Origin of the sequence: Nocardia sp. NBC_01730 (assembly GCF_035920445.1) — a bacterium.
Lineage (GTDB): Bacteria > Actinomycetota > Actinomycetes > Mycobacteriales > Mycobacteriaceae > Nocardia.
This window is the reverse complement of record NZ_CP109162.1, coordinates 7,256,753-7,271,737: the sequence shown is the minus strand read 5'-3', so window position 1 is coordinate 7,271,737 and position 14,985 is coordinate 7,256,753. Positions and strand designations below refer to the sequence as shown.

At 67.2% G+C, this 14,985-nt stretch carries 15 protein-coding genes and 1 pseudogene; 6 read left to right on the top strand and 10 right to left on the bottom strand.

The genetic code is table 11. The features are described from left to right. Window positions 1-84: 84 nt before the first annotated feature. A complete protein-coding gene (gene sdhA, locus OHB12_RS30015; RefSeq protein WP_327112924.1) occupies window positions 85-1,866 on the top strand; it encodes a succinate dehydrogenase flavoprotein subunit in 1,782 nt (593 codons plus the stop codon). After that, window positions 1,866-2,639, top strand: coding sequence for a succinate dehydrogenase iron-sulfur subunit (locus OHB12_RS30010; RefSeq protein WP_327112922.1), 774 nt, complete (start codon window positions 1,866-1,868; stop codon window positions 2,637-2,639). The genes sdhA and OHB12_RS30010 overlap by 1 nt, the downstream gene beginning before the upstream one ends. Window positions 2,640-2,735: 96 nt before the next feature. On the opposite strand, the gene OHB12_RS30005 is transcribed toward OHB12_RS30010, so the two are convergent. Beyond that, window positions 2,736-3,413 (bottom strand): JAB domain-containing protein, encoded by a 678-nt coding sequence (locus tag OHB12_RS30005; protein ID WP_327112920.1) that lies wholly within the window; start codon window positions 3,411-3,413, stop codon window positions 2,736-2,738. A gap of 133 nt (window positions 3,414-3,546) precedes the next feature. Next, entirely contained in the window at window positions 3,547-3,750 is a 204-nt protein-coding gene (locus tag OHB12_RS30000; protein ID WP_327112918.1) for a type II toxin-antitoxin system VapB family antitoxin, read from the bottom strand. A gap of 109 nt (window positions 3,751-3,859) precedes the next feature. Here OHB12_RS30000 and OHB12_RS29995 point away from each other — a divergent pair, with 109 nt between their 5' ends. Together OHB12_RS29995 and OHB12_RS29990 are read left to right on the top strand one after the other, a co-directional pair. Then, window positions 3,860-4,393, top strand: a complete 534-nt coding sequence (locus OHB12_RS29995; RefSeq protein WP_327112916.1) for a DUF4396 domain-containing protein — start codon at window positions 3,860-3,862, stop codon at window positions 4,391-4,393. A gap of 122 nt (window positions 4,394-4,515) precedes the next feature. Next, window positions 4,516-5,391 (top strand): annotated as a pseudogene (locus OHB12_RS29990) (phenylalanine 4-monooxygenase); the annotation flags it as partial. A gap of 97 nt (window positions 5,392-5,488) precedes the next feature. Here OHB12_RS29990 and OHB12_RS29985 read toward each other — a convergent pair. Both OHB12_RS29985 and OHB12_RS29980 read right to left on the bottom strand, forming a co-directional pair. Further along, window positions 5,489-6,103: an acyl-CoA-like ligand-binding transcription factor gene (locus tag OHB12_RS29985; RefSeq protein ID WP_327112914.1), complete on the bottom strand. Its 615-nt coding sequence runs from the start codon at window positions 6,101-6,103 to the stop codon at window positions 5,489-5,491. Continuing rightward, window positions 6,093-7,607, bottom strand: a complete 1,515-nt coding sequence (locus tag OHB12_RS29980; protein ID WP_327112912.1) for an MFS transporter — start codon at window positions 7,605-7,607, stop codon at window positions 6,093-6,095. The genes OHB12_RS29985 and OHB12_RS29980 overlap by 11 nt, the downstream gene beginning before the upstream one ends. Window positions 7,608-7,736: 129 nt before the next feature. On the opposite strand from OHB12_RS29980, the gene OHB12_RS29975 reads away from it, so the two are divergent. After that, window positions 7,737-9,017: a D-alanyl-D-alanine carboxypeptidase family protein gene (locus tag OHB12_RS29975; RefSeq protein WP_327112910.1), complete on the top strand. Its 1,281-nt coding sequence runs from the start codon at window positions 7,737-7,739 to the stop codon at window positions 9,015-9,017. Window positions 9,018-9,108: 91 nt separating this feature from the next. On the opposite strand, the gene yhjD is transcribed toward OHB12_RS29975, so the two are convergent. From yhjD to OHB12_RS29960, 3 genes are all read right to left on the bottom strand, one after another. After that, on the bottom strand, window positions 9,109-10,140 hold the full coding sequence (gene yhjD, locus OHB12_RS29970) for an inner membrane protein YhjD (protein WP_327121607.1): 1,032 nt from the start codon (window positions 10,138-10,140) through the stop codon (window positions 9,109-9,111). 144 nt (window positions 10,141-10,284) lie between these two features. Next, window positions 10,285-11,316 (bottom strand): tryptophan--tRNA ligase, encoded by a 1,032-nt coding sequence (trpS, locus tag OHB12_RS29965; protein WP_327112908.1) that lies wholly within the window; start codon window positions 11,314-11,316, stop codon window positions 10,285-10,287. A 21-nt stretch (window positions 11,317-11,337) separates the two neighbouring features. After that, window positions 11,338-12,270, bottom strand: coding sequence for an oxygenase MpaB family protein (locus OHB12_RS29960; protein ID WP_327112906.1), 933 nt, complete (start codon window positions 12,268-12,270; stop codon window positions 11,338-11,340). A gap of 160 nt (window positions 12,271-12,430) precedes the next feature. Between OHB12_RS29960 and OHB12_RS29955 the strand changes: the two genes are divergently transcribed. Continuing rightward, window positions 12,431-13,075, top strand: coding sequence for a TetR/AcrR family transcriptional regulator (locus tag OHB12_RS29955; protein WP_327112904.1), 645 nt, complete (start codon window positions 12,431-12,433; stop codon window positions 13,073-13,075). Window positions 13,076-13,166: 91 nt separating this feature from the next. Here OHB12_RS29955 and OHB12_RS29950 read toward each other — a convergent pair whose 3' ends face one another. Genes OHB12_RS29950 through OHB12_RS29940 form a run of 3 tightly spaced genes read right to left on the bottom strand, consistent with a single transcriptional unit; the run spans window position 13,167 to window position 14,940 of the window. Next, a complete protein-coding gene (locus OHB12_RS29950; RefSeq protein WP_327112902.1) occupies window positions 13,167-13,658 on the bottom strand; it encodes a barstar family protein in 492 nt (163 codons plus the stop codon). Further along, on the bottom strand, window positions 13,658-14,167 hold the full coding sequence (locus OHB12_RS29945; protein WP_327112900.1) for a ribonuclease domain-containing protein: 510 nt from the start codon (window positions 14,165-14,167) through the stop codon (window positions 13,658-13,660). Before OHB12_RS29945 ends, OHB12_RS29950 begins: the two co-directional genes overlap by 1 nt. After that, a complete protein-coding gene (locus OHB12_RS29940; RefSeq protein WP_327112898.1) occupies window positions 14,164-14,940 on the bottom strand; it encodes an exodeoxyribonuclease III in 777 nt (258 codons plus the stop codon). The genes OHB12_RS29945 and OHB12_RS29940 overlap by 4 nt, the downstream gene beginning before the upstream one ends. Window positions 14,941-14,985: the final 45 nt, after the last annotated feature.

Genomic DNA, 14,985 nt, shown 5'->3' with positions numbered 1-14,985 from the left:
CACCTCCATGAGTGAGCGCAGCGAACGAATCATCGACTCAGCGTGCATCGCACATGCCGGAGCCGAGCGCAGCGAGGTGCAGGCATGAGTGAATCCCGGATTCAGGAGCATCGCTACGACGTCGTGATCGTCGGGGCGGGCGGCGCGGGTATGCGTGCCGCGATCGAGGCGGGTCCACGTGTCCGGACGGCGGTGCTGACCAAGCTGTACCCGACCCGCAGCCACACCGGCGCCGCCCAGGGTGGCATGTGTGCCGCGCTGGCCAACGTCGAAGAGGACAACTGGGAGTGGCACACCTTCGACACTGTCAAGGGTGGTGACTACCTGGTCGACCAGGACGCCGCGGAGATCATGGCCAAGGAAGCCATCGACGCGGTGCTCGACCTGGAGAAGATGGGCCTGCCGTTCAACCGCACGCCCGAAGGCAAGATCGACCAGCGCCGCTTCGGCGGCCACACCCGCGACCACGGCAAGGCCCCGGTCCGCCGCGCGTGCTATGCCGCCGACCGCACCGGCCACATGATCCTGCAGACGCTCTACCAGAACTGCGTCAAGCACGACGTGGAGTTCTACAACGAGTTCTACGTGCTGGATCTGGTGCTCACCGAGTCCGAACGCGGCCCGGTCGCCACCGGCGTCGTTGCCTACGAGCTGGCCACCGGCGACATCCACGTCTTCCACGCCAAGTCGATCGTGTTCGCCACCGGCGGCTCGGGCCGGATGTACAAGACCACCTCGAATGCGCACACGCTGACCGGCGACGGCATGGCGATCGTGTTCCGCAAGGGTCTGCCGCTGGAGGACATGGAGTTCCACCAGTTCCACCCGACAGGTCTCGCCGGGCTCGGCATCCTGATCTCCGAGGCGGTCCGCGGCGAGGGCGGCATCCTGCGCAATGCCGACGGCGAGCGCTTCATGGAGCGCTACGCCCCCACCATCAAGGACCTCGCGCCACGCGATATCGTCGCCCGCTCGATGGTGCTCGAGGTGCTGGAAGGCCGCGGCGCGGGGCCGAACAAGGATTACGTCTACATCGACGTGACCCACCTCGGCGAGGACGTGCTCGAGGAGAAGCTGCCCGATATCACCGAGTTCTCCCGCACCTACCTCGGTGTGGACCCGGTGAAGGAACTGGTGCCGGTGTTCCCGACCTGTCACTACGTGATGGGCGGCATCCCGACCCGGATCCGCGGCGAGGTGCTGCGCAACAACTCCGACGTCGTGCCCGGCCTCTACGCGGCGGGCGAGTGCGCGTGCGTCTCGGTGCACGGCGCCAACCGCCTCGGCACCAACTCGCTGCTCGACATCAATGTATTCGGTCGCCGCGCCGGCATCGCCGCCGCGGAGTACGCACAGCGCAGCGAATTCGTGGAGCTGCCGGAACAGCCTGCACAGATGGTGCAGGACTGGCTGGCCATGCTGCTGAGCGAGCACGGCAACGAGCGGGTGGCCGACATCCGCACCGAGTTGCAGCGCTCGATGGACAACAACGCTTCGGTTTTCCGCACCGAGGACACGCTCAAGCAGGCCCTCACCGACATCCACACGCTCAAGGAGCGCTACGCGCGGATCACGGTGCAGGACAAGGGAAAGCGGTACAACAGCGACCTGCTCGAGGCCGTCGAACTCGGCTTCCTGCTCGAGCTGGCCGAGGTCACCGTGGTCGGTGCGCTCAACCGCAAGGAATCGCGCGGCGGCCACGCCCGCGAGGACTACCCGGACCGCGACGACGTGAACTTCATGCGGCACACGATGGCCTACAAGGAAGTCGAACCGGGATCTCCTCCGGAGCTTGTTTCCGAGATCCGTCTCGACTTCAAGCCGGTGGTGCAGACCCGTTACGAGCCGATGGAGCGTAAGTACTGATGACTGCTGTAGCCGAAGCACCCGCGACACAGGCTCCCGCACCGGTCCCCGAGGGCTCGGTGATGATCACCGTCAAGGTGGCCCGGTTCAACCCGGAGGACGACAAGGGCGCGCACTGGGAGTCCTTCCAGGTGCCGGTCCTGACGACCGACCGCTTCCTGAACGTGCTGATATACATCAAGTCCTACCTGGATGGCACGCTCACCTTCCGCCGCTCCTGTGCGCACGGCGTCTGCGGTTCCGATGCGATGCGCATCAACGGCGTCAACCGGCTGGCGTGCAAGGTGCTGATGAAGGACATGCTGCCCAAGGGCGGCAAGTCGATCACGGTCACCGTCGAGCCGATCCGCGGCCTGCCCGTGGAAAAGGACCTCGTGGTGAACATGGAACCGTTCTTCGACGCGTTCCGCGCCGTCAAGCCCTACCTGATCACCTCAGGTAACGAGCCCACCCGCGAACGCATCCAGAGCCAGGCCGACCGCGCCCGATTCGACGACACCACCAAGTGCATCCTCTGCGCCTGCTGCACCACCTCCTGCCCCGTGTACTGGAGCGACGGCAGCTACTTCGGCCCGGCCGCGATCGTGAACGCGCACCGCTTCATCTTCGACAGCCGGGACGAAGCCGCCCGCGAACGCCTCGACATCCTCAACGACGTCGAAGGCGTCTGGCGCTGCCGCACCACCTTCAACTGCACCGACGCCTGCCCCCGCGGTATCGAAGTCACGAAGGCCATCCAGGAAGTCAAGCGCGCACTGCTGTTCACCCGCTGACCTCCCTGTTGTCGAAAGCGAAGGCCGCCTCCCTCTTTCGAGGGAGGCGGCCTTCGCTGATTCGCCGGGTCGCTCGGTCCGGGGTGGACCTACCCGTCAGCACCCCGGCAACCCGGATGCACTGGCCCATTCCTCTCCCGCGATCACCACATGGTCGAGGAATCGCAGACCCACCGTGTGGGCGGCCTCGACGAGAAAGGTGGTGGCGCGGCGGTCGTCCACGCTCGGGGTCGGGTCACCCGAGGGGTGGTTGTGTACCACGGCGAAGGCGCGGCCGTCGTGCCGCAGGACGGTGTTCATGATCTCCCGCACCGGTACGGCGACCTGGTCGACGGCGCCCTCCGCCACGAACACCTTGCGCCGCAACCGGTTCTGCGCATCGCACACCAAGACGAGCAGCCGCTCCACCCGCGCGCCGGCGAACAGCGGCCGGGCGGCTGCGGCGACATCGGCGGGAGTGGCCAGCCGGATCGACGTATCCCCTTCGCCCCGCACCCGCGCGCCCAGGTGGAACGCGGCGATGATGGCGGACGCCTTCGCCACGCCGACCCCGGCTCCGCGTGACAACTCCTCCGGGCGCGCCGCCGCCAACCCCGCGAGCCCACCGTGCTCGACCAGCAATTCCACCGCCAGATCCAACGCACTCGCGCCACGCCTGCCGTGCCGCAACAACAGCGCGAGCAACTCCACATCGGTGAGCGCCTGCGGCCCGAGCGCCACCAACCGCTCCCGCGGCCGCTGTGCGGCAGGCACATCGACAAGAGAGACCGCCATAATTCCACCCCTCGGCCGCATCAACAGTCCCCCGGATTCTGCCAGCCCCCACCGACACATCACGCGCACACGATGCGCGGTGCCGTTGGTGCCCCTCCCAGCGCCTGGCAGCAGGCTGCCTGGTCCGCGGCGGCTATCGATCGACTACTACCGCCTCCGGCTCGGATAGGTCGAAGAAAGCGTTGGCAGCCAGCTTTTCGAGGTGGTGCAGCTGGCGCTCGTGCACGACGATTCGGCGCAGAGCCTCGTTGACGGTGGCGTGACTCGTCGACGTGCCCATGATGGCGGCCGCGTCGTCGAGTAACTTCTGGTCGAGATCGATCCGCACGGATTTCATGCGTCCTCCTTCATCCTTTCGTTATCTTGCGGCACGAGGCCCGCTCATGTCTGGCAAATCGCGAACTCCATCTTCCGCATAAATACCCTACGGGGGTATAGTAAACCGCATGGAGCACAGGTACGAACAGTCCGGGGAACACGTTTCCCACTCCGCACATGCGACGCACACAGCCGAAGACCATGCCGGTCGGTACGCTCCGGCTACCTGGCGGATGGCGGCCGCGGCGACACTGCACTGCCTGACCGGCTGTGCCATCGGCGAGATTCTGGGCATGGTGATCGGCACCGCGCTGGGCTGGAACAATGCCTCGACGATGGCCCTTGCCATCGTGCTGGCGTTCCTGTTCGGCTACGCGTTCACCATGCGCGGCGTGCTGAAGGCGGGCCTGCCACTAGCCGCCGCCGTCACCACGGCGCTCGCGGCCGACACCGTGTCGATCACGGTCATGGAGATCGTGGACAACGCCGTGATCCTCGCCGTCCCCGGTGCCATGGACGCCCATCTGGACAGCGCGCTGTTCTGGGCCACCCTGGTGTTCTCCCTCGCGGTGGCGTTCGTGCTGACCACCCCGGTGAACAAGTGGATGATCGGGCGAGGCAAGGGACACGCGGTGGTGCACTCGCTGCACGCCCACCATTGATCAGAGCCCGTCAGGCTATGGCGTCCGCCGGAATCGCACGGAAAGGCCCGTTCAGCTAGGCAATGTGCCCAGCTGAGCGGGCTTTTGTTGTCGAAAGCGCCGTGCGGTGCTTGCATCGAGGCATGTTCAGCGAGGCTCAGTTGTACTCGCCGGTGACCCGCACCGGCGAGGGTGATGTGACGGTGCACCTGAGCGACGAACATCCTGGCGTGCACGACGCGGACTATCGGGCCCGGCGCAACGCTATCGCCGCGCTGGCGCTGGACTACACACCAGGCTCACCGCTCCCCCACATCGCCTACACCGATGAGGAACAGCAGGTATGGCGGATCGCGTCCGCCGAACTCGCCCGTAAGCACCGTACATACGCCAGCGCCGAGGTGCTCGCGGCCGCCGAAGCGCTCGCTCTGCCGAACGATCACATCCCGCAGTTGGACGAGGTGTCCGCGGCGCTCGCGCCGCTCAGCGGGTTCCGCTATGTCCCGGCCGCGGGCCTGGTGCCCCTGCGGCAGTTCTTCGGCTCATTCGCTGATCGGATCTTTCACTCCACGCAGTACATCCGGCACCACACGGCACCGCTGTATACCCCGGAGCCCGATGCCATCCACGAGATCATCGGGCACGCCAACCAGATCGCCAGCCCCCGGTTCGCGGCCGTCTATGCCGAGGTCGGCGCGGCCGCGGGCAGGCTGAGCAGCGAAAGCGCGCTGAAATTCCTCGCCAACGTGTTCTGGTTCTCGATGGAATTCGGCGTGGTTCGTGAAGGCGACGAGATCCGGTGCTATGGAGCTGGTTTGCTGTCCTCCTACGGCGAGATCGAGGAGTTCCGGCAGGCCGAGCTGCGCCCGCTCGACGTCGCTGAAATGGGCAACGCGGTCTACGACATCACCCACTACCAGCCGATTCTCTACTGTGCGGAATCGATCGCCGAGATCGAGGACGTGATCGGCGGCTTCTTCGCGACGGTGAACGACGACACTCCCGAACGCCTGGTGCACTCGAGTGCCGCAGGCGCGCCTGAGATGTCACGACGTAGCCCGGTTCGGTCTCGAGCCACGGCTGTGGAACGGAATCCAACCAGCCGGACCCTCAGCCCTACTCGGCCTCGTGGTCCGGTCCGAGCGGGAGGCCCGCATCCAGGAAATCCAGTAGACGGGTGATGTTCTCGGTGTTCATCGGCGTCATCGTCGAGATGGCCAGCGCAGCGCCCGCCATCGCGCCCGCCGCCGCTCGCACCTCGAAGTCGTCGGCGGACTTGCCGAGGTGATCGGCCAAGAGACCCGCGACGAGATCGATGCTGCGCATGATCTCCAAGCCGATGGCAGACCGCAGCTCGGGTACGTGATAGAGCAGCGCCTGCCGCTCCTGCTCGAAGGCCATCTCGGCGGCAGGCAGATTCCCGAAGACCTCGATCACCGCGTTGCGGAAGGCTGCCATCGGCGAGATGTCACGCGGCTGGCGGCGCAGCGCGTCGATGATCACCGGGTCGAGGTCGTCGGCGAGTACCAGCTGCTCCTTGGTCGGGAAGTAGCGGAAGAAGGTGCTCGGCGAGACATCGGCGGCCGCGGCGATCTGCTCGATCGTCGTCTCGTTATAGCCCTGCTCGCGGAACAGCCGGAACGCCTCCAGGCGAATCGTCCGTCGGGTCCGCTCCTTCTTCCGCTCGCGCAGGCCCTGCGCCGTCCCGTTCGCGGGTAGCTCAACCGACATGAATCGATTCTGCCGTACCAGGCTCGGCCACCTCGACGGGTCGCTTCGCGCGGACGAACGCCGCGGCTACCGCAGCCGAGAGCAGACAAAGTGCGGCACAGGCCCACAGCATCGCACCCATACCGCCGATGAATGCGTTCTGCACCTGGTGCAGCACCGACGGATCGCCGAGCTTGTGGGCGGTCGCGACGCCGGCATTGACGCCATCGGCGATCGGATCGCGATTCAGCTCATCCAATTCCGACCGGTATCGGGTGGACAAGACGCTGCCGAGCACCGCGACGCCGATGGTGCCGCCGGCCTGGCGCAGCGCCTGCAGCAGCGCGGACCCGGACCCGGAGCGCTCCGCGGTCAGCTCGCCCATCGCCAGGCCCATGGCCGCGGGCAGCACCAGACCCATTCCGGCGCCGAGCAGCGTGATCCACAGCGCGGTGCGCCCGTATCCGCTGTCGACAGTGGTCAACGCGCCGAGCGCGAGCGAACCCGCGAGGAGCGCGAACCCCGCGGTGAGCACCACGCGGACGCCGAGCTTCGGCAGCACCCGGTCCACGAGCCTGCTGCCGACCAGCAATCCGCCGATCAGCGGAAGCAGCCGCAGCCCGCTGCCGAGCGCGTCCACGCCGAGCACCGCCTGGAAGTACTGCGGAACGGCGAAGAACATACCGAACATGGCGAAGTTCACCATGATGGAAAATGCCGTGCCCCACCGGAATCCGTCGGTAGCGAAGAGCGCGATCTCGACCAGTGGCTGTGTGGTCCTGCGCTGCCACGCTCCGAACGCGCCGAGCAGCAGCGCTCCGGCCAGGACGGTGGCCCAGGCGAGGCCGTCGCCCCACCCTTCCTCGCCGATTCGAATGAAGCCATACGTGAGTCCGAGCATGCCTGCTGCCGACAGCACGGCGCCGGGCAGATCGATGCGGAACCGGTGGGTGCTACGTGATTCCGGCACCAGTACGGCGACGGCGACCGCGCCGATCACCACCATCGGCACGTTGATCAAGAACACCGAGCCCCACCAGAAGTTGCGCAGCAGCCAGCCGCCCACGATCGGGCCGAGCGGCAGTCCCATCGCGGTCGAGGTGATCCATATGGTGAGCGCGCGCTGCCGTTCGACCGGCTCGGGGAACATCGCGGGCAGCACCGACATCGACAGCGGCATCATGGCCGCCGCCGCGATCCCGAGCACGACACGCGCTGCGATGAGCTGACCAGCCGAGGTGGACACGGTGCAGGCGATGGACGCGACTCCGAACAGAAGCAGCGCGGCAAGCAGGAACTTCTTGCGGCCGTAGCGGTCGCCGAGCGCGCCGGCGGGCAACATCACGGCGGCCAGCGCCAGCGTGTACGCGCTGCTGAACCACTGCAGCGCGGAGGTATTCGCGTTCAGGTCGACGGCGAGCGTGGGCAGCGCCACGGTCAGCACGGTGACATCGAGCCCAATGGTGAGCATCGCCACCGCCAGCGCGCCGAGCGCAAGCCAGCGGCGGGTCGAGTCGGTCTTCATAAATGCCTCCGTAAATGAAAGTTAGAACTTTTTGATAGTAACTTTCATTTAGTAGTCGATGTCAATACGCTAGCCGTAATCCGGCTCGCCTTCGCCCCCCATGCCGATCGCTCGCTAGGCTCACTGCCGATGAAGATCAGGGAGTTCCGTCGCCGCGCCACGCTCTGCGCCGGCGCTGTGCTGGCCGTCGCCGCGATCGGGGCGGTGACCACGCCCTCACTCGCCGCGCCGAGCACGACGACCACGCCGTTCGCCACCCCGAACACCGACGACTGCCCGCAGAAGACGCAGCCGCCCGCGCCGATCGACGAATCCGAGGTGCCCGCGCCCGGACAGCCGACACCGACGCCGCTGCCGGTCCCCACGCCCCCGGTCGGCGGCGCCCGACTCGGCGACTGCGGCGTGGTGCTGCCACAAGGCGCGCCACCGGTGCCACAGGACATTTCGGCGGCGGCCTGGCTCGTGTCCGACCTGGACACCGGCGAGGTGCTGGCGGCGAAGGACCCGCACGGACGCTACCGGCCTGCCAGCACGATCAAGGTGCTGCTCGCCACGGTGGCATTGCGGACGCTGGATCTGGACAAAGTGGTGGTCGGCACACAAGCGGACGCCGACGTCGACGGCACCAAGGTCGGTATCGGTTCCGGCGGGCTCTACACCAATCGGCAGCTGCTGCACGCGCTGATCATGGCCTCCGGCAACGACGCGGCGCACGCGATCGCCGCCCAGCTCGGCGGCGACGCGGCCACCGTCGCGAAGATGAACGAAGTGGCGAAGTCGTTGCGTGCCTTGGACACTCGCGCGGCAAGTCCCTCCGGCCTGGATGGCCCCGGCATGAGCACTTCAGCCTACGACCTGGCCCTGCTGTTTAGCGAGGCCATGACGATTCCGCTGTTCGCCGAGCTGATCCACACCGAGCAGGTCGACTTCCCCGGCTATCCCGCGGACCCGAGGATTCCCGGCGATATCGACCACCCCGGCTTCCTCATCGGCAACGACAACCACCTGCTCTACAACTATGAGGGCGCCCTCGGCGGCAAGACCGGGTTCACCGACGACGCCAGACAGACGTTCGTCGCCGCCGCCCAGCGTGACGGCCGCAGGCTCGCCGTCACTTTGCTGAAGGCCGATGTGCTCCCGCTGCGCCCGTGGGAACAGGCAGCCCGCCTGCTCGACTACAGCTTCGCGCTCCCCCGCGGCACATCGATCGGCAACCTGCACGAGGCCACCGTCCAGTCCACGCAGACCGACATCGCCCTCGCCGCACCACCCGCGAGAGGGGGCGGATACTCTGCCGCGCCCCCTGCGGAAGACCGACGTGTCAGTACCAGAACCCTGCTGATCGTCGGCGGCATCATCCTGATTTTCGCCCTGCTGGTCGGTGCGCGAAAGGCCAACCGGCGGCGGTAGGTCGGCACGCGGGCGGTGCCCTGGGCGTCCTCCCGGCACGAAAGGCGCCCCGAACAGGCCAGATACCGTGCCGTTCCGGGTTGCGCGTGCGTCAGCGGCGACCATGCGGTCGACGCAGTCCCGAAAGCACCAGGGCCGCAAGGGCACCCGCGCCGAAGAAAGCGGCGCCCACCCCCACGGACACATCGCGGGCGCTGACCCGCGGCGCGATGACGGCGGGACCGGGCGCTGAGACGTCGACCTCGGGTTCATTCTCGGCGGCAGTGGCGGCCCAGGCGGTGGCGAACAGGATGATGCGGTAGGTGATGTAGCTGAACACCATCAGACCGATGATCGAGCCGAACGCGGCGCCCGCGGGACTGCTCAGCACGGAGTGCAGGTAGATCGAGGCGACGATCTTGAAAACCTCGAACACCACCGCGGCCAGCGCCGCCGCCTCGGCCGCACTTGCCAGCGTGACCGGCTCCCGCGGCAACCGCGCGATGATCCAGGCGAACACCGCCCAGGACGCTAGGAATCCCAGCAGGGTCGACAGCAGCGCCAGCAGCAGCCGAGCGCCGGGCAGATCGGCAAGGCCCAGGGCACTGAGCGCCTGTGCCCCGAGGGTGCTCGACGCCAGTGCCGACAGGCCCAGCGAGACCACGGAGGCAAGGCCGAGGCCGATCAGCGCACCCAGATCCGAGAGTTTGGTCAGCAACCAGTTTCCGTCCGGGCTCTTCTGCTCCCACTGCTCGGTGAGCGCGGCCCTCAGGTTGGCCATCCAGCCGAGGCCTGCGTAAACGCCGGCGAGCAAGCCGAGGGTGCCGACCGTGCCTCGCGATTCGACCGCCTGAGCGACCAAGTCGTTCAGCTGGGTGCCGAGCGAGCCAGGGATGTTGTCGACGATCTTGGCCTGTAGCTCGCCGAGCAGTTCCGGATTGCTGGACAGCACGATGCCCCCGACCGCGAACGCGACCATCAACAGCGGAAACAGCGACAGGACAGTGAAATACGTGATTCCTGCGGCGTAGTAGTCACCGCGCTGTCGCCGATATCGTCCGCCTGCCCGCACCAGATGATCCAGCCATGGCAGCGCTTGTATCCAGCGTTCGATCCCGGCCTTGATGTTGTCGATAACCTGCACCATTCGTCCCTTCGGACAAGAGACCTCGCAGGTCCCGTATAGCGGGCGCAGCCGGACGAAGTCCGGCCGCAGCCCGCGCCGGGCCGAGCGAAGGCTCGAGGTAGCCGCTAATGCGCCGGGCCGAGCGGACGCGAGGCAGCCGCCCTAGCGACCCAGTAGGCCGACCCGGTCGTAAACCTGTGCGAGGGTGTTGCCGGCGATCTCGCGCGCCCGCTCCGCTCCGGCGGCGAGGATGCGGTCGAGTTCGCCTTGATCCGACAAATACTCTTGCACTTTCGCACGCAACGGCGTGACAAATTCGACCAACGCGTCGGCGACGTCGGCTTTCAAATCGCCGTAGCCCTTGCCCTCGAAGTCCTTTTCCAGCGTGACAATCGGCGCGCCGGTCAGGGAACTCAGGATCACCAGCAGGTTACTGACGCCCGGCTTCCGCTCCTGGTCGTAGCGGATTTCGCGTTCGGTGTCGGTAACCGCCGATCTCACCTTCTTGGCGGTGACCTTCGGATCGTCGAGCAGGTTGATCAGGCCCGCGTCGGAAGCGGCCGACTTGCTCATCTTCGCGGTCGGGTCCTGCAGGTCGTAGATCTTCGCCGTGCCCTTGACGATGTGCGCCTCCGGCACAACGAACGTCTTCTTGAATCGAGTGTTGAAGCGCTGGGCCAGGTTTCGGGTCAGCTCCAGGTGCTGGCGCTGGTCCTCGCCGACCGGTACCTGGTGGGCGCGGTAGAGCAGGATGTCCGCGGCCATCAACACCGGGTAGGTGAACAGGCCCACGGTCGCGTTCTCCGCGCCCTGCTTCACCGACTTATCCTTGAACTGGGTCATCCGACTGGCTTCGCCGAAACCGGTGACGCAGCTGAGCACCCAGGTCAACTCGGCGTGCTCGGGCACTTGGCTTTGCACGAACAGGGTGGACTTCTTCGGGTCGATGCCGAGCGCGAGCAGCTGCGCGGCGGCGGACTTGGTGCGCGCCTTCAGCTCCTTGGGATCCTGCGGCACCGTGATCGCGTGCAGGTTCGGGATGAAGTACAGCGCGTCGTAGTCGTCCTGCATGGTCACCCAGTACTGCAGCGCGCCAAGGTAGTTGCCGAGATGGAAGGAGGAGCTGGTCGGCTGGATCCCGGACAGGACCCGCTGCTTGCGTTCAGCGGCCGGGGTTTGCGCAGGACTGGACATACTCCGATCTTCGCATGACGCTCAAGCTGAATTCCGCTGCACCCAGTTGCGCGGATCGATACCGGGCATACTCGGCCGCCCGGTGCCGGCCAGTTCATGTTCGCGCTTGGAGATCAGTTTGTAGACCGGCGCACTCGGCCCGGCCAGCGTGCCGCGCAGCACCGGTGGCACCAACGGGACCGACACGTGCGCGGTGCGGACCGCCCGCGACAGCGCACGGTAGGCGACCTCGTCGGCGACACCCCAGCGCATCCCGTACATCCGGCGAATCCGTGGCGGCAGGCTGCCCTGTACCAGCAGGTAGAACGCGGAGGTGACGTGCTGCAACGGCGCACCCTGCGTATAGGGCACGCGCAGTCCGGCCAGGTAGGAGCCGACCAGCCGCGCCTCGTCGGTGAGGAAAAGCTCATCGGAGGCAAGGTAGCCGTCGAAGAACGCCCGGAACTCACGGTAGCTGCCCGGCGCCGCGTCCGCGGGCATGCCGAACAGCTCGCCCCAGCGCACGTAGTCCTGGTAGAGGCCCTCGCGTTCGCCATCGGTCATGGTGCGCACCAGCAGGTCGTACATCACCTCGGCGGAGTCGAAGGTGAAGGCCATCGTCATGAACATCAGATGGGGGTCGAGCGCGGAGTAACTGGTGCCCGCCGGATGGCGTCGGCCCGCGTCCTCTGGCAGCGCGCCGCGCACTCTGACGTGCTTCTTCGTGGTGAAGGCCAGCGCGCGGTCGGCCTCCGCCTTGCTGCCGAGGAACACGGCCTCGAACAGATGCCCGGTCAGCGCGAGCCGGGTGTAAGGCGTCATCCGATGCGCGGTGTTCTCCGCGGTACCAACGTAGAGCAGCGGGTGCACCGCCCCGACGACCAGGGCGCGCAGGCCGTACGTGAGACCTACCGCGCGCTTGCTCATGACTCGTCGAATCATGGAGTGGTCACTGAAATAGCCGGGCTCGGACATCGCCGCCTCCTCATCGAGAGCATCTGGCAACAGCATCCACCAGATTTACACTTCTGGCAATATCCCCTACCAGAATTGAGCTGTGCTCGATTTGCGGCACCTTCGGCGCTGCCGGCAAAAACCACAACCCGCGAACACACAGCGCCGCAGGCGCTGCAGAATGAACACCGTGACTGCGCAGCGAACCTACGGGGGGATCTCCGCGGAAGAGCGCCGCGCACAGCGGCGTGCGGCCTTGCTGGAGGCCGCGCTGGAGATCGTCGGTACCGAGGGGTTTGCGAAGCTGACCGTCTCCGGGCTGTGTGCGCAGGCCGGGCTCAACGAGCGGTACTACTACGAGAATTTCGACAGCCGCGACGCCGTACTCGCGGCGCTGATCGACGGGATCGCCGAGGAACTCGCGGTCGCCATCCTCGCGGCGGTCCGCACCGCCCCGCCGGACACCCGCGCGACCGCACACGCCGCGATCACCGCGGGCGTGCATCTGCTCACCGACGACCCGCGCAAGGCGAAGGTCGCGCTGATCGCGGGCATGGCGACGCCGGAGCTGCGCGCCCGCACCACCGAGACGGTGCGGGTGTTCGCGCGGATGGTGGCCGCGGAGGGCATCGACTTCTACCGGATGAGCGACGCTGCCCCGGACCCCGCGATCGAGTTCCGTGCCATGTACCTGGTCGGCGGATTGGTGCAGACGCTGACCGCCTGGCTGCATGGCGATCTGAACCTCACCCGCGACGAACTGATCGAGCACACCGTCGACGTGTTCGTGCTGCTCGGCGAGGATCTAGCGGACAAGCTGACCTGAGCGAGCGCAGCGAGCGAACAACAAGCACAGCCGCCACCGGCGGTCATGACGGAGCCGAGCGCCAGCGAGGTGCAGTCATGACCGCCGCACGTCACAGGCGCAGCGAGACGTCCTGGATGTCGGGCGCGTCCCCCTGCAGCACCACACGGAAAGCCACCTCGCGCCGAGACCAGTAGGCCGCGCAGTCGCGCACGGCCTCGGCGAACCAGTCCCGCTCGACCAGCTCGTCGGCGAGCAGCTGGGCCGAGTCGCGGACCGCGGCAACATATCCGGGCGCGTCCCCGATGAAATCGTCCAGGTCACGGAGGCATTCGTCGAAGGCGTCCTTGTTCTCACCGAAGTAGTACGGGAACTGGAACGCGGCGGCGAACTCGTCGAAAACACCCGCGGTGATGCGCATCTTCACGCCACGTAGCTCGCGCACCAGGTAGCCGGAGGGCACCTTGTCTCGCAGCCCACTGAACTCGGCGGCGTCGACCGCGAGAACGCCGAGCGTGGGTGGCACGGACCGCGCGGGAGCGTGCGCGGCGCCTTCGCCGACAGGACGGGCAAGGAACTGCGACAACGTAACCGAATTCGGCATCAGCGCATCCTCGTGAAGGTCTTGTAGTGGTCGCCCGTATACCAGGCCGAGCCGTCACTGCCGGTGACGATGCGTTCGGCATCCCGGGATCGGCCGGGCTGTTTCGGATTGACGTCCCATTCCTGGTAGATGATCGGTTTACCGGATGCGTCCGCCGCGGGGAGGTCACCACCGCGGTTCATCCAGCGCTCGCCACCCTTGGTGCCCGGGGAGTTCGCCGAGTCGGGCCAGCGGCCCGCGTCGATCTCGCGCAGCGTGGTGAAGGCGCGGTCCGGGACGCCGGGCGCCTGGGTGACCGGCGACGCGGAGGATCCGCGCGGGCCGGCGGCCCCGGCCGCGGAGGTCTGCACCGTCGTGATGGCGCGAGCGGTCGCGACGGTTGTCGCGGCGGTGTTCTCATCGCCGCCACCGCGCAGCGCGAGCACCGCGACGACCACCAGTGCCAACGCGACCCCGCCGAGCGCGCCGAGCGCGGCGAGGGCGCGACGCGCCTCGAGCGAGCGGCTCATCGATACTGCACCGTGACAGGCGCGTGGTCGGACCAGCGCTGATCGTAGGCGGCGGCGCGTTCCACCACCGCTTGCTTGGCGCGTGCGGCGAGATCGCCGCGGGCCAACTGGTAGTCGATGCGCCACCCTGTGTCGTTGTCGAAGGCGCGGCCGCGATACGACCACCAGCTGTACGGCCCCTCGACCCCGGGATGCAGCCTGCGCACGACGTCGACGTAGCCCGCGGCGAGCAGCTCGTCGATCCAGGCGCGCTCCTCGGGCAGGAACCCGGCCGACTTCAGGTTGCCTTTCCAGTTCTTCAGATCGAGCTCGGTGTGCGCGATGTTCCAATCCCCGCCCACCACGAAATCACCGGTACGCGCGGCCAGATAGGCGCCGAGTTCGGCCAGGAAACGGTACTTCTCGTCCTGGCGCACGGTGCCCGCTTCCCCCGAGTGCACATACACGCTGGCGACGGTGACGTGATCGAAGTCCGCCTCGAGGTAACGGCCGGACGCTCCGAACTCGCTGCTGCCGAAGCCGATTCGTACCGCGTGCGGCGCGCGCCGGGACAGGATGCCGACACCGGCGCGTCCTTTGGACTCCGGCTCGGCGTGCGACAACCACCACCCGGCATCGAGCGCGGGCGCCAGCGCGGCCCTAACCTGTTCGTCGGTGGCGCGCGTTTCCTGCACACAGACGATGTCGGCCTCGGTGTCCGCGAGCCAGGCGAGCATGCCTTTGCCGGTTGCCGCGCGGACACCGTTCACATTCACTGTCGAGATATACGGCACTCCACGACCGTACAATGCTGGTCAGATGAACTCCCCCGGACACCG

Excerpts from the sequence above, each read along its gene's own strand:
- sdhA (WP_327112924.1), top strand. The coding sequence starts at position 85 with ATGAGTGAATCCCGGATTCAGGAGCATCGCTACGACGTCGTGATCGTC.
- OHB12_RS30010 (WP_327112922.1), top strand. The coding sequence starts at position 1,866 with ATGACTGCTGTAGCCGAAGCACCCGCGACACAGGCTCCCGCACCGGTC.
- OHB12_RS30005 (WP_327112920.1), bottom strand. The coding sequence starts at position 3,413 with ATGGCGGTCTCTCTTGTCGATGTGCCTGCCGCACAGCGGCCGCGGGAG.
- OHB12_RS30000 (WP_327112918.1), bottom strand. The coding sequence starts at position 3,750 with ATGAAATCCGTGCGGATCGATCTCGACCAGAAGTTACTCGACGACGCG.
- OHB12_RS29995 (WP_327112916.1), top strand. The coding sequence starts at position 3,860 with ATGGAGCACAGGTACGAACAGTCCGGGGAACACGTTTCCCACTCCGCA.
- OHB12_RS29985 (WP_327112914.1), bottom strand. The coding sequence starts at position 6,103 with ATGTCGGTTGAGCTACCCGCGAACGGGACGGCGCAGGGCCTGCGCGAG.
- OHB12_RS29980 (WP_327112912.1), bottom strand. The coding sequence starts at position 7,607 with ATGAAGACCGACTCGACCCGCCGCTGGCTTGCGCTCGGCGCGCTGGCG.
- OHB12_RS29975 (WP_327112910.1), top strand. The coding sequence starts at position 7,737 with ATGAAGATCAGGGAGTTCCGTCGCCGCGCCACGCTCTGCGCCGGCGCT.
- trpS (WP_327112908.1), bottom strand. The coding sequence starts at position 11,316 with ATGTCCAGTCCTGCGCAAACCCCGGCCGCTGAACGCAAGCAGCGGGTC.
- OHB12_RS29960 (WP_327112906.1), bottom strand. The coding sequence starts at position 12,270 with ATGTCCGAGCCCGGCTATTTCAGTGACCACTCCATGATTCGACGAGTC.
- OHB12_RS29955 (WP_327112904.1), top strand. The coding sequence starts at position 12,431 with ATGAACACCGTGACTGCGCAGCGAACCTACGGGGGGATCTCCGCGGAA.
- OHB12_RS29950 (WP_327112902.1), bottom strand. The coding sequence starts at position 13,658 with ATGCCGAATTCGGTTACGTTGTCGCAGTTCCTTGCCCGTCCTGTCGGC.
- OHB12_RS29945 (WP_327112900.1), bottom strand. The coding sequence starts at position 14,167 with ATGAGCCGCTCGCTCGAGGCGCGTCGCGCCCTCGCCGCGCTCGGCGCG.